Below are 12,351 nucleotides of genomic sequence, written 5' to 3'. Positions count from 1 at the left end.
AGAAAAACAGCGGCGCAATCAGAGCTGTCAGGAAAGCAAATTCAGAATCTACACGGATCTTCTTGCCACACCGTACTGCCATAATAAGCCTGAAACTCAAAAAGCAGGTTATAGTATCAAGCATTTCCCTAGGCAAATAGTCGGTGGTGATGGATGTGGAATAGGGGATGACTTGTGAAAACATGACGCTTGCTTAAGCAACTTACCAGGTAAACATACCTTCGTATCGCTCACAGGAGCAAAATCGTGACTTCTAAGCGTGACACCAGAGAGACTCAGCTACCCTTAAGCAAGTGGATCGCTCAGTTGAGTCGTCGCCTAAGTATTAGTAACAAAATCAGTTATGGATATGCGCTTACCCTTGGCATTGCCGTTGTAGGAACAACTGCCGGATTTACCATTGGAGATTCCTTTCAGCGAACGGCTAAAGAGCAAGAAGAACACGCTCACCAAGAAATACGTCTTCTGCATCGCTTGCAAACGGGCATAATACAGGCACGAACGCATCAACAACAGTTCATACCTTTGATGGATGAACCAGAAAAATTCCAAGAAGAATACTCACATTTTCTGCACCATGCCGCTGAGATTACTAAAGTATTTCTGGAAGTCAAATCTTTTGAAGAGCGTACCTCTTTTAAAGAGGATCCTAATACTGAGAATATAGAACAGTTTCTGCAAACCTACGAAGATGTGCCAGAAGTTTACTTTCAGCAGATAAACCAACTTTTAAAGCAAATCGAGCCGCTTAATTTAAAGTCAGGGGAAATTGATGCCGCCCAAAAAATACTTTTAAAGTTCACAAATAGCCCTGTAGCACTTAAATTTGATGGGTTTTCAGATGATCTAACGGAGCTAATTCAATCCGCTTATCAGGAGGACGCGCAAGCACAGACTGCCCTAATTGCTGCGGAGACAATTCGAGTGCAGATCATTGCTGCCAGTATATTCTTATCAGTTGTGTTCGCTGCCCTTTGTGCTGTTTATACGAGTCGAGCGATCGCGTATCCTATTCTAGCAGCAACCGATGTTGCTGAGCGCGTCACTAAAGAAGCAAATTTCGACTTGCAAGCACCAGTAACAACTAAGGATGAAGTTGGGGTATTAGCCACTTCCCTTAACCAGCTGATTCAACAAGTCAAGCACCTTTTAGAAGAACAAAAAGCTGCCACACAAACCCAGCTGCTTCAGAGTGAAAAAATGTCCAGCCTTGGAAGAATGTTGGCAGGAGTTGCCCACGAGATAAATAATCCCGTTAACTTCATCTATGGCAATATTATCCATGCTAGTGAATACATTGACGAACTGATAGCACTGCTGGAAACGTATCAAAACGAGGTTTCTAATCCTTCCCCAAAGATTCAACAGCAAGCTGATGAAATTGATATTGAATTCCTCAAAGAAGACTTGCCTAAGCTATTGCAATCAATGAAATTTGGAGCAGAACGCACTAGGTCAATTGTTCTCAGTTTGAAAGATTTCTCTCGCTTAGATCAGACAAAAGCCACCTTTGTAGATTTGCACGCCTGTATCGATAGTACACTGCTAATTCTAAACCATCGTCTCAACAAGGAAATCGCGGTACAGAAAAACTACGGCGACATCCCCCCAATTGAAGGTTATACAAGTTTGCTATATCAAGTCTTTATGAATTTGCTGAGTAATGGGATTGATGCCTTGGAAGAAGTAAAAGGGTTGCAGGAAATCGTTATTTCCACAGAACTCATAGACAAAGACTGGGTTAAAGTAAAAATTTCTGATAATGGTTCTGGCATTGCTCCAGAAAATCAGGGGAAAATATTTGATACTTTCTTTACAACGAAACCGAGAAGCGTTGGTACTGGTTTGGGTTTATCGATTAGCTATCAAATTGTCGTAGAAAAACATGGCGGTAAGTTGAACTGCGTTTCCCAGTTAGGGAAAGGCACAGAGTTTGCGATCGCTTTACCCATCAAACATGAACCTAATAAAGCACTAACTTAAGCAATTATCTGCTATTAGTTAGAGGCGATTGCCTCCGAAAAGTGAGACATTTGAAAAGGTGAAAACTGAGTACAAAGAAAGATTATGGGACTTTTCGACCAAATTTTGAATGCCATCGGCGATCCGAATCAAGCAGCCAGTCCGGGACAGATGTCTGGTATTTTCAATACTGTGCAGCAGGTGAGTAATAGCTACGGTGCCGATCCTTCATCCGTTCAATCTGCCATGTCGATTGTCGGAAACTATGTTCGCTCTGCGTTACAGCAAAAGCAAGCTACCCAAGGCCCTGAGCAAGCGGAAGCCTTCGTTAATCAATATAGCGGGTCTTCTCCCAACCCTCAAGCCGTAAACGCCCTTTTTGGTGCTTCTCAGGTGCAGCAAATCGTCCAAGCAGTTACTCAAAGGACAGGATTAAATGCTGGGATGATTCAGCAGATGCTGCCAATTTTGGTTCCCTTAGTGCTAAATTTCCTACATACTGGCTCCCATACTCAAAGTGGGCGCGGGTCTAATCCTGTGCTGAGTGCCTTCTTGGATGCTGACAGGGATGGGGATGTCGATATTTCTGATGCCATGAACTTAGCCGCTCGCCATTTCATGAGATAGTCAGGCAATGTTAAGGTAGCGAGCGATTGTCTGGAATGTCAATCCCGCAGGAGGCTAACTGCTTCTATTCTTCTGGCTTTTCCTCAGAACCGCGACGCCGGATGTAAGCATCCCTTGGTTTACCATACCGTTGTCGCTTTTGTGAACCAATCTTAGGTTGCTCCTCGGCTTTTTCTTCAGGAGTTTTTGCAGGGCTTATCTGCGGTGCTACATCATCTTTGGCTTTTGACCAGGAAACGACCCAGCCTCCAGCTAAACCACCAATAGCCCCAATAAAGATACTTAAAGGTACTGGGTAGCCTAGCAAGGAAAAGCTAACCAGGAAAAATAACCAATACTTCAATGCCGATGAAAAACCCGCTGAAATTCGCGCAGTGCTTTTATTAGTCATTAGTTATTAGTTCACGGCTAATGGCTAATAGCTAATTGCTAATAGTAATTGACAGTTATATCCGGGAAGTCGCTCTCGTGATGCCTGCGCTACTATTAGCAATTAGCTATTGAGTGCTAACAATTTAATTGTGACTGCCAATCTTGGGTTGTGTCTAAAGTTTTCACAAAAGGTTGTTCCGACTCGGTGAAGGGTTCAGCTGCTGCTTGTTGTTTAGTCAGTAGGTCAGCGGTAGCATCAGAGACATCTCCCGTGCGAGAGGAAACGCGACCCTGGCAAACTTCGATCGGTGCGGTGCAGTGGAGAATTGAAAGAGGCCGCTGGTGGGAATTAGCCCCAGCGATCGCATCTTGTCTCAACTTCTTTTTATCGTACTTCGCATCGAGAATCACTGACCAGCCAACACTTGCCAGCTTAATTCCCAATTCCAACAAGCGGCTGTAAGTCTTCTCAGTCATTTCGGCTGAGTAAAGGTCGGCTCCGCCTTGCTCGTCCAATGGTACGCCTGCAAGGTGTTTTCGCACCGCATCCGAGCGAATGTGAATTGCCCCCGTATGCCGCGCTAGGTGACGCGCTACGGTACTTTTACCAGAACCTGATAGTCCTGACATCAAAGTTAGTTTTCCTTGGCTGGAGCCGCTTTGAGGGGCATATGCCGGAGACGGCGATCGCGTATATTCCCACGCCAGCTGATAGTATTTCGCCGCTGTCACCGCAGCAGCTTCCTTCTCGGCTGCGGGAACAGAGGGATCGTCCAACAAGAAAGAAGTCACCTTAGCTCTGACATACGCCTGACGGCTCAAGTACAAAGGTAAAACCTGCAACCCTTCCCAATCGCCGATCTGCTCCACATAAGTATTTAGATAGGCATTGCCCAGGTCAGGACGCGATCGCGCATCCATATCCATCACCGCATAAGCAATGTCAAACATCACATCCACAAAGCGGAAAGGTTCATTAAATTCAATGCAATCAAACAACAGAATTTTGTCTTGCCACAAACAAATATTTCTTAGATGCAAATCCCCGTGGCATTCCCGAATCCAATTATTTTTAATTCTACTGGCAAAAACTTCTTGACCAGAGGCAAAAAATTTATCTGTATACTGCTGAGTTTCCTCGTAATTTTCCTGAGTTTGAGGCCCACCAATATAACTGGCTGTTTGCCGATAATTCTCATCAATCGCATCGCGAACCTGGGGAATTTCGCCAAACTTGCGAATATAATCATCCGTATGGGCTTTTTCATGGAATTTGGCGACAATCCGCCCCAAATCTTCCATATATTTTTCTGTCAGTTCGCCCCGCTCAAACATATTGCTAAATAGCCCTTCCTGCGGAAACTGCTGCATTTTTAGCACATATTCTACTGCATCAGTACCGCCTAACTGATATTTTTCCCCAGCCTGACTAATTGGCAAAATTTCCAAATAAATTTCTGCTGCACCGCGCTGATTCAGCCGAATTTCTTCCTTACAGAAATGGTGCCTTTTATCCAAAGTCGAGTAATCCAAAAAGCCAAAATTTACTGGCTTTTTAACTTTATAAACATAATCGCCAGTCAACAGCACATAAGAAACGTGTGTTTGAATCAGTTCAATTGGTTCTATCACTGGGTGCGGATAAAAACCCGGTTGCAACATCTGCTGAATCAAAGGAGGAAAAGAATTCTCAGTCATATTTTTTGCGTTTTTAGCGTCTTAGCGGTTAAAAAAAAGCCAGGGGTTAACCCCTGGCTATACAGATTAACGAAAACTGAGATTTTGCACCAGCATCAAATTGAGGTGCCTCAATATTCTCATTCCTGGGCTGAGCCTGGGAACGAAAGCTGGGAGGTGCCTCCCCCCTGTTGCGAATGGTGCAAGATGTCAGAAAAACCAACCTCAATTATTCGGATTGGGTTGCCTCTTCAGTCTCTGTCTGTTCAGTGCTGATTTGCGGCGGGAGAACGCTGACAATTACTTGATCTGGCTCGCCTGAAGCTGTAACGCCTGGAGGCAAAACCAGTTCATTGATATGCAAGGCATCCCCAACCTGCATATTAGAGACATCAATTTCAATTGAATCTGGGATACTTTCAGGCGCACATCGCACCTGAAGTTGTGTAAGCACGGGGTCTAATAAGCCGCCTTCTTGCTTGACACCAGCTGCCTCTCCCACAAAATGCAATGGCACCTCAATATCCAGGTCGCCATGAGCAGCAACCGCAAAAAAACTGAGGTGGTAGAGAGAGTTTTTCCAGGGATGCTTCTGGACTTCTTTTAGCAGCGTCTTACCACTCCAAGAGATTTCAGGAATGTTCAGATCGATCAGAGTGTTGTTAACAGACGACTCTCTGAGTAAGACTTCAGCCTTTTTGACAGGCATGGTCAGGGAAAGGGATTCAGTTCCTTTGTGACCGTATAAAACTACTGGGATTAACCCACTGCGACGAAGAGCATTTGGCTTGCTGCCTTCGGGTCGCTTTTGACATTCAACTGTAACTTGCATTTTCGTCGTTTGTTAGGTGTTCAGGGGAAAAAGCTAATTGCTAATCGCTCATAGCTAATTGCTAATTGGTGAAGTCTTCCGATTAGCCATTAGCTATTAGCCATTAACTATTACCTATGTGATGTCACGGGTGTGCCGTTGGCGTGTAACAGCGCCCGCTTGGGACCGTGGATCGGATCTTCTACTATAATCGTTTGATCGCGACTAGCGCCGAGAGAGACGATCGCAATGGGGACATCCATCAACTCTGCTAGGAACTTCAGGTAAGAAAGTGCCTCTTTGGGTAAGTCTTCCAGGGTGCGGCACTCAGCGGTCGATTTTTGCCAACCGGGGAGGGTTTTGTAAATCGGCTGACAATTGGCAAAGTGACGGGCGTTGCTAGGAAAATCTTTCGTAGTTTCGCCATCAATCTCATATGCGACGCAAACTTTGATTTCCTCTAGTTCGTCCAATACGTCCAGCTTAGTGATGGCGAGACAGTCCAGACCGTTAATGCGGACAGCATAGCGACCAATCACAGCATCAAACCAACCGCAGCGGCGTTTGCGTCCTGTTGTGGTGCCGAATTCAGCACCGCGATCGCATAACATTTCCCCTACTACCCCATCCAGTTCCGTAGGAAATGGCCCTTCTCCCACCCGTGTTGTGTAAGCTTTCGCCACCCCAATCACGCGGTCAATCATTGTCGGCCCTATGCCAGTTCCCACGCAAGCTCCACCTGCAACTGGGTTCGAGGACGTAACGTAAGGATAAGTCCCGTGATCCAAGTCTAAGAGCGTTCCTTGAGCGCCCTCAAACAGAATATTTCGCCGCCGCTGAATGGCATCGTAAATTTTCAGGGAACTGTCTACCACATGGGGACGCAAACGCTCAGCGTACTCTCTGTACTGAGCAATCACCGTCTCTGCATCCAACGGCGGTAAATTGTAAAGCTTTTCTAAAATGACGTTTTTGTACTCAATCGTCCAGCGCAGTTGCTTTTGCAACCCTTTTGGATCCATCAAGTCTAAAATTCTAATCCCCGTTCGCTCCGACTTATCGGCGTAAGTCGGGCCAATACCGCGCCCGGTCGTGCCTATTTTATGAGTACCCCGACGCTCCTCGGATGCCTGGTCAATCATCCGATGATAAGGCATCGTTACATGGGCAGTCTCGGAAATCAGCAGATTCCGGGTGGAAATATTCAGAGCTTCCAGCTGATCGAGTTCTTCTATCAGCACCTGCGGATCGATGACCGTACCACAGCCAATAATGCACTCGGTGTCAGGATACAAAATTCCAGACGGAATCAGGTGCAGCTTAAATGTCTGACCCTGCACCACAACGGTGTGTCCAGCATTGACACCCCCTTGGTAACGTACTACGACATCTGCTGACTTGCTCAGTAAATCGGTTATCTTACCTTTGCCTTCATCGCCCCATTGGGCGCCAATCACAACTACGTTAGCCAAGGGTTTATTAAAAGTGCTAGAGTTTTCACAAATTACAATTATTAACAGATAGTGATATCGCTGTCAATACAGAGTTAACAATTCGCAGTCAAGGGTCTGCCTTCATTAAATGCTTGTTAACGAAGCTCTTGGCGGCTCTGCCTCCCGATTCTTGTTGCTTGTGTTGCAAAATGTCAAGCTCATATCAACTAAACCGCAAACCACTAAATAGAAGAGAATCAAATGTCTTTATATGCTGAATTACACCGCCATCTAGGCGGTTCGGTTGTACCTCGCGTTCTCTGGCGATATTTCCATCGCAGCGATCGCGATCTGGCGCAACGGTTTCCTGAGTATCCTGAGTTTGAAGAATTTTATACGCGCCCGCGCAATACTCTTGATGAGTATTTAGAACTGCATACGCTGGTAGAAAGTGTCCAAACAGCCCAAACGCTGCCTTACTTTATCTATCGGCTGATTCGGGGTGCTTACATTTTTGAAAATCTGGCATATTTGGAGTTGCGCTATACGCCTTATCTCCGAACACCAGACCATTTGAGTCAGTCAGAACGGATTGAGAAAATGGCGGAAATTGTCGATATTGTAGGCATTTCCAGCCGAGTGCCTGAGTATCCCATTGTCACCAGCCAAATCTTGTGTATGCACTCGCGGTTGCCTTATGAGGTGAACCGGGCGATTGTTGACTTGGCTTCCCAGGCTAAGGAGTATGTATGTGCGGTGGATATTGCCGGGGGAGATGCCCATGTAGCCGAGCGTTTGGATGAATTTGTGGGATTGTTTGAGTATGCGCGGAGTCTCGGCATTAAAACCACCGGACACCTGTTTGAAACTTCATCTGGCTGTTATCCCCAACTGCTACCCTATTTGATGCGAATTGGTCACGGCATCCAAATTCCCCTAAAGTATCCAGAATTACTGCCCGAAGTGGCTCAACGCAATCAGTGTTTGGAAGTTTGCCCGACCACGTACCTGAAAACAGGCACGCTTGAAGATATGCGCCAACTGAAACTGGTTTTCGACCGCTGTTTTGATGCTGGGGTAGACATCGCCATCTGCACCGATAATGCTGGCTTGCACAATGTGCGTTTGCCCTTTGAGTATGAAAATCTGCTGACTTTAGATGTGATTGGTTTTGACCAGTTGCAAGCTTGTCAAGAAGCAGCTTTCCGCCATGCCTTCGCTTGGCCTTACGCTCAGCGTCCCGCCTCTATTTTGACAGGGTTGCTGCAAACTGAATCCGGCGATACTTTAGCAATTGGTGGGTAGGAAAAAGACCTAACCCCTAGCCCCTTCCCTTGAAAGGAACGGGAAATCAAAACCCCTCTCCTTTTAGGAGAGGGGTTTGGGGAGAGGTTAACACCCTTGTAGGGAAGAAGTAATCATTGGAAAGAGGAAGAGACAGAATTAGCGCCTTCTGCCGCTTGAACCGAAACCGCGACTGCGGCTAGGAGCGCGCGATCGCCCACCACTGCCAAAACTTGGGCTTCTCTCGGCACGGCTGGGAGTAGATCTATTAGAACGGCGCAGAGTGCTAGTACCGTAACCTGATCCTGTAGCCCGACCGCTTCCGGTTGCAGGTGTTCGGCGCACCGTTGGTTGATTGTATGAAGGCGATCGCAAGCGTCCAGTAGTCCGGAGAACTTGACGATTGCGTACAGCTGGTGGCGGCGCTTGGTAGCGAGTTTGGTATTGCTGAACCGCTTGCCCATAACTGCTGCCATAGCCGCCGTAGCCTCTGAGAATGCCTCCTGGTTGGTAAACTGGCGGCACATAGTAACGCGGAGAAAACAACAAGCTGCCCACAGCTTGGCCAGCCAATGCTCCCGCAAAAGGAGTCCAGAAGCTAGGTTGCTGACGCACGACTACGGTTTGGGGTTGACCTGTTTGTGGGTCGGTTCGAGTTTCGGTAACGTTGTGAATGTATTCAATTTTGAAGTCTTCTGGTATGTGTAGAGATGCCTGACCGTTATCCATCTTCAGATAACCTTTTTGTCCAGACTTAATTTCTTCGTCGGTCAGACGAGCCATCTGCAAATCTGTATTGCGATAAACAGACGGTGTGCCAGGAGGGGTATTGAGCAACATTACACTATATTCCCCATTGGCATCATTGTAAGTAGCCTGTTGTACGGGATATTGTCCCTCGCTTAATCGAGTTTGAGCGGACGTTGTGTTGAAATCCCGATTTTGAGATTGGGTAGGAGGAGGTGTTGGCGCACCACAAGCTAATGTGGTGAAACACAACGTCATGGTCATTAAAAAGATGGTAAATTTTCGCAACATAAACCGGGATAACAATTTGGGATTTTCGATGCAAGGATTTTGGATTTATAAATTTTTATTTTTAGATTTGGGATTTTGGGTAAATTGTTATACTCAACAATCTATAGTTTTTCCCATCAACCCCAATCTAAAATCCAAAATCGATTAGAGGGGAATCAGTTCTGGAAAATACTCCAACAGTTGATCGCTTGTCAATTCATCGCCCAACTGTGCCGGAGAAAAATGAACTTGAATAGCCCGCAATTTTTCCTGATAGTGCAGATTTACCAAGGCTTTTAAACCTTGTTTGAGCGCATCAATATTTGCCAGGTCAGTTTCCAATTGCGGTACTTCACCCTCGTAAGCCACTGTAATCATTACAATCAAGTTCCGGGTTACAGGCAATGATAACGGTTCATTTCCCCTGCTAGGATTTTGACTGAAATCAGGTTCGCTTAGATAGCGTTCGGCAGAGTCAGTGAATAGTTCATTCACATAGTCTCCAGCTTCACCTTCATCCCAGAAAACATCGCCTTCATTCGCTGCTGATTGCCAGTAAATATCGTTTTGTAATAAATTCTGGCAAATTTCAACTAATCCTTCCCCTAAGATTGTAATATCGCCGTCGGCTTCGACTGCCTCCCTAGCGGCACGATTGAGGACTCCCAGGAGAGGCGCAACCTCTGCACCTGCTAGATGGATAAATATACGACAGACCGCAAAGCGGGTTTTGCCACTGATTCGATTAAAGCGATCGCGCCAAGAAGAAGTCATGACTTGCCACCAACTGCAAACAATACTCACCTGAGTATATTTTCTACTTTAGGGGGCGCGTCGCCGATAGCCTTCTACCAAGAGAAGCAAATAGACCCTGGCGAATGTAATTCGCGGCTACACAAACTCTCGTCCGCCTGCGCGGACTAATAAATTTTAACCCGCGCACAATTCGGGTAACGCCAGTGTAGTTGCGATTAGGAACATCGCTAAGTTACAAAAATTAGATGCGGCCGAAGCGATCGCGTCAATTATTCATTGTGTCAAAATCGGGAAACACTCTAGATAAATCGAGAGACAAATCGGGGAAACCTGGTAAAGTAACAATAGTATTAGATAGAAAAATTCGTTTACTGGCATAACCAAAGTTGCCTTGCCAGTCTTGATAAGGTTGACTATAAACTTCTAAGCAACTTGCTACTAAATTGAATATCCAGTAGTCATAAATTCCAGATTCAGCGTAGAGAGATAATTTCACTTCCTGGTCATACTTAAGCGTAGAATCCGCAACCTCAGCTACGAGTAAAATATCAGATGGACTGGGATGATCAGATAAATAACGATCTGGACGATAACGTGCAATTACTAAATCGGGTTCAGGTTCGCTATTGGGAGGTAGGATTATTGGTTCTTGTCCTCGGACTATTGCTTGTCTTTGCAACAAAAATGTGACTTCGCAAACCAAACTTGTATTGCAAACGGTGTGGGGGGTTCCTTTAGCTACCATTTGCATCAGTTCTCCCTTGATTAACTCTAGGCGGTCATTTTCGGTGAGGAACCCCAATTCAATGAGGCGATGATATTCCTCTAGAGTAAAACGCTTGGGAGTAACAGTGGTGATAGTAGCCATAAGGCAATTAGTGAGAGATTGCGATCGCATTTAACGACCAGTTTAGCTTGAACAATTTTGTCGCTGATACGCCAACTGGGTTGCTAACCTGATCGCTGCTTTCATCGAAGTAGCATCAGCAATTCCCTTACCAGCAATATCAAAAGCTGTACCATGATCCGGTGAGGTGCGGATAAAGGGAAGACCGATAGATGTATTAACCGCACGGTCAAAAGCCATCAGTTTTACTGGGATTAAACCTTGGTCGTGGTAAAGTGCAAGGTAGCCATCATGAGCAGATGAAATGCCAGAACCAAACCAGGCTTGACCAGGCTTCACCCACATGGTATCTGGGGGAATTGGGCCGTCGAGTTGCAGGTGCGGACGTTTTTGGCGTTCTTGTTCTAGCCAAGGAATTAACCAGTCTATTTCTTCTCGTCCGAGTTGTCCTTGTTCGCCGCTGTGGGGATTTAAACCCGCGATCGCAATCTTTCCCTTTTCTATCCCAAAATCTTCCCGCAAGCACTTTTCCAGCAAATCTAGTTTCGCTGTCATCAACTGCGGTGATAATGTTTCTGCAACTTGACAAAGTGGAATATGTGTGGTAGTCAGTAAAGTGCGGAGTGTCCAGCCAGTATGAGGCGATCGCGCTACAAACAGCATTCCAAATTTATCGACACCAGCGCGGATAGCTAAAAGTTCCGTTTGACCGGGGTAATGATGTCCAGCAGCTTTCCAAGCAGACTTGGCGATGGGTGCAGTGACGATGGCATCGAACTCGCCGCAAAGAGTTCGTGCGATCGCAGTTTCCATATAAGCAAAACTAGCGGCACCACTGGCAGCATTTCCAGTACCAATTGTAATTTCCGAATCCAGTGGCACATCGATAATAGATAACTCTTTAGTCTGCGAAGGCAGGCTTTGTTCAGATAGCCGCGACTTCAGTCCGGCTTGCAACAGCGCAGAGGTGCCAACCACTGTAATATGGCAATCTTTAGTGACATCCGGATCTGCCAGCGCCTTTAGCACCACTTCTGGCCCAATTCCGGCTGGATCTCCCAATGTAACAGCCAACCGGGGACGAGTTTGCTGTTGTGTGAAATTGGTTGAACTTTTTGTAAAGAAACTTGTCACAGCTTTCAGTTTAAAATACGACTAACTTTAAATTCACCAACGTTGGAGTTTGCAAGCAATGACCGAAGAGATTGTCAAGGCAGCTATATTGTCCTTTTCCTTGATTTTAGTGGGTCTGGGCATGGGCTTTTTGTTACTCAAAATCCAAGGCGGTGAAAACGAGTCCTTGTAGGGGAAAATTCTTCATTCGCACAAAAGGCGACACGCGGCTTAAAGCCGCGTGTCGCCTTTTGCGGTACTTGTTTAATTTTATAACTCGCCTGTGGCATTGCCATGAGGCGAAAATTTCCTGTTTTGATGGGGAACAGCACAGATAGCCCGTATGTTACGCGATCGCATCCGTCGTGCCATTGATCCCAGCTTCCCGGCTTTTGTAAACTTTCTTAGAGTTAAACCAGAGATTTCTGATAACATCTTATAGAAAGATTAAG

13 protein-coding genes are annotated in these 12,351 nt (G+C 46.0%); 4 read left to right on the top strand and 9 right to left on the bottom strand.

The genetic code is table 11. The features are described from left to right. Positions 1-246 precede the first annotated feature (246 nt). Positions 247-1,983 (top strand): ATP-binding protein, encoded by a 1,737-nt coding sequence (locus H6F66_RS24580; protein WP_199295102.1) that lies wholly within the window; start codon positions 247-249, stop codon positions 1,981-1,983. 84 nt (positions 1,984-2,067) lie between these two features. Further along, a complete protein-coding gene (locus tag H6F66_RS24575; protein ID WP_190426964.1) occupies positions 2,068-2,589 on the top strand; it encodes a DUF937 domain-containing protein in 522 nt (173 codons plus the stop codon). 64 nt (positions 2,590-2,653) lie between these two features. Here H6F66_RS24575 and H6F66_RS24570 read toward each other — a convergent pair whose 3' ends face one another. The 4 genes from H6F66_RS24570 to H6F66_RS24555 form a co-directional block, all read right to left on the bottom strand. Continuing rightward, on the bottom strand, positions 2,654-2,980 hold the full coding sequence (locus tag H6F66_RS24570; RefSeq protein ID WP_190426961.1) for a hypothetical protein: 327 nt from the start codon (positions 2,978-2,980) through the stop codon (positions 2,654-2,656). Positions 2,981-3,096: 116 nt separating this feature from the next. After that, the gene (locus H6F66_RS24565) at positions 3,097-4,659 is read right to left on the bottom strand and encodes an AAA family ATPase (RefSeq protein WP_190426960.1); all 1,563 of its coding nucleotides are present in this window, start codon (positions 4,657-4,659) and stop codon (positions 3,097-3,099) included. A 208-nt stretch (positions 4,660-4,867) separates the two neighbouring features. Beyond that, positions 4,868-5,470 (bottom strand): 50S ribosomal protein L25/general stress protein Ctc, encoded by a 603-nt coding sequence (locus H6F66_RS24560; RefSeq protein ID WP_190426959.1) that lies wholly within the window; start codon positions 5,468-5,470, stop codon positions 4,868-4,870. Between the two features lie 110 nt (positions 5,471-5,580). Further along, positions 5,581-6,921 (bottom strand): adenylosuccinate synthase, encoded by a 1,341-nt coding sequence (locus tag H6F66_RS24555; RefSeq protein WP_190426958.1) that lies wholly within the window; start codon positions 6,919-6,921, stop codon positions 5,581-5,583. A 222-nt stretch (positions 6,922-7,143) separates the two neighbouring features. On the opposite strand from H6F66_RS24555, the gene H6F66_RS24550 reads away from it, so the two are divergent. Beyond that, positions 7,144-8,187, top strand: a complete 1,044-nt coding sequence (locus H6F66_RS24550) for an adenosine deaminase (RefSeq protein ID WP_190426957.1) — start codon at positions 7,144-7,146, stop codon at positions 8,185-8,187. Positions 8,188-8,325: 138 nt separating this feature from the next. On the opposite strand, the gene H6F66_RS24545 is transcribed toward H6F66_RS24550, so the two are convergent. From H6F66_RS24545 to pdxA, 4 genes are all read right to left on the bottom strand, one after another. Continuing rightward, positions 8,326-9,204 (bottom strand): hypothetical protein, encoded by an 879-nt coding sequence (locus H6F66_RS24545; RefSeq protein ID WP_190426956.1) that lies wholly within the window; start codon positions 9,202-9,204, stop codon positions 8,326-8,328. A 144-nt stretch (positions 9,205-9,348) separates the two neighbouring features. After that, positions 9,349-9,957, bottom strand: a complete 609-nt coding sequence (locus tag H6F66_RS24540; protein ID WP_190426954.1) for a DUF1517 domain-containing protein — start codon at positions 9,955-9,957, stop codon at positions 9,349-9,351. A 247-nt stretch (positions 9,958-10,204) separates the two neighbouring features. Further along, entirely contained in the window at positions 10,205-10,798 is a 594-nt protein-coding gene (locus tag H6F66_RS24535) for a Uma2 family endonuclease (RefSeq protein ID WP_190427099.1), read from the bottom strand. A 51-nt stretch (positions 10,799-10,849) separates the two neighbouring features. After that, entirely contained in the window at positions 10,850-11,920 is a 1,071-nt protein-coding gene (gene pdxA, locus H6F66_RS24530; protein ID WP_190426953.1) for a 4-hydroxythreonine-4-phosphate dehydrogenase PdxA, read from the bottom strand. Positions 11,921-11,978: 58 nt separating this feature from the next. Between pdxA and H6F66_RS24525 the strand changes: the two genes are divergently transcribed. Next, positions 11,979-12,092 (top strand): PetM family cytochrome b6-f complex subunit 7, encoded by a 114-nt coding sequence (locus H6F66_RS24525; protein WP_190426950.1) that lies wholly within the window; start codon positions 11,979-11,981, stop codon positions 12,090-12,092. 77 nt (positions 12,093-12,169) lie between these two features. Here H6F66_RS24525 and H6F66_RS24520 read toward each other — a convergent pair whose 3' ends face one another. Beyond that, on the bottom strand, positions 12,170-12,334 hold the full coding sequence (locus H6F66_RS24520) for a hypothetical protein (RefSeq protein ID WP_190426945.1): 165 nt from the start codon (positions 12,332-12,334) through the stop codon (positions 12,170-12,172). Positions 12,335-12,351 lie beyond the last annotated feature (17 nt).

The sequence above is a fragment of the Trichocoleus sp. FACHB-6 genome (assembly GCF_014695815.1).
Lineage (GTDB): Bacteria > Cyanobacteriota > Cyanobacteriia > Cyanobacteriales > FACHB-T130 > Funiculus > Funiculus sociatus.
The sequence above is the reverse complement of the archived record's forward strand: the minus strand, read 5'-3'. Positions and strand labels throughout refer to the sequence as shown.

What these genes read in the sequence shown, in the direction of transcription:
- H6F66_RS24575 (WP_190426964.1), top strand. Translation starts at nt 2,068, where the DNA reads ATGGGACTTTTCGACCAAATTTTGAATGCCATCGGCGATCCGAATCAA.
- H6F66_RS24570 (WP_190426961.1), bottom strand. Translation starts at nt 2,980, where the DNA reads ATGACTAATAAAAGCACTGCGCGAATTTCAGCGGGTTTTTCATCGGCA.
- H6F66_RS24565 (WP_190426960.1), bottom strand. Translation starts at nt 4,659, where the DNA reads ATGACTGAGAATTCTTTTCCTCCTTTGATTCAGCAGATGTTGCAACCG.
- H6F66_RS24560 (WP_190426959.1), bottom strand. Translation starts at nt 5,470, where the DNA reads ATGCAAGTTACAGTTGAATGTCAAAAGCGACCCGAAGGCAGCAAGCCA.
- H6F66_RS24550 (WP_190426957.1), top strand. Translation starts at nt 7,144, where the DNA reads ATGTCTTTATATGCTGAATTACACCGCCATCTAGGCGGTTCGGTTGTA.
- H6F66_RS24545 (WP_190426956.1), bottom strand. Translation starts at nt 9,204, where the DNA reads ATGTTGCGAAAATTTACCATCTTTTTAATGACCATGACGTTGTGTTTC.
- H6F66_RS24540 (WP_190426954.1), bottom strand. Translation starts at nt 9,957, where the DNA reads ATGACTTCTTCTTGGCGCGATCGCTTTAATCGAATCAGTGGCAAAACC.
- H6F66_RS24525 (WP_190426950.1), top strand. Translation starts at nt 11,979, where the DNA reads ATGACCGAAGAGATTGTCAAGGCAGCTATATTGTCCTTTTCCTTGATT.
- H6F66_RS24520 (WP_190426945.1), bottom strand. Translation starts at nt 12,334, where the DNA reads ATGTTATCAGAAATCTCTGGTTTAACTCTAAGAAAGTTTACAAAAGCC.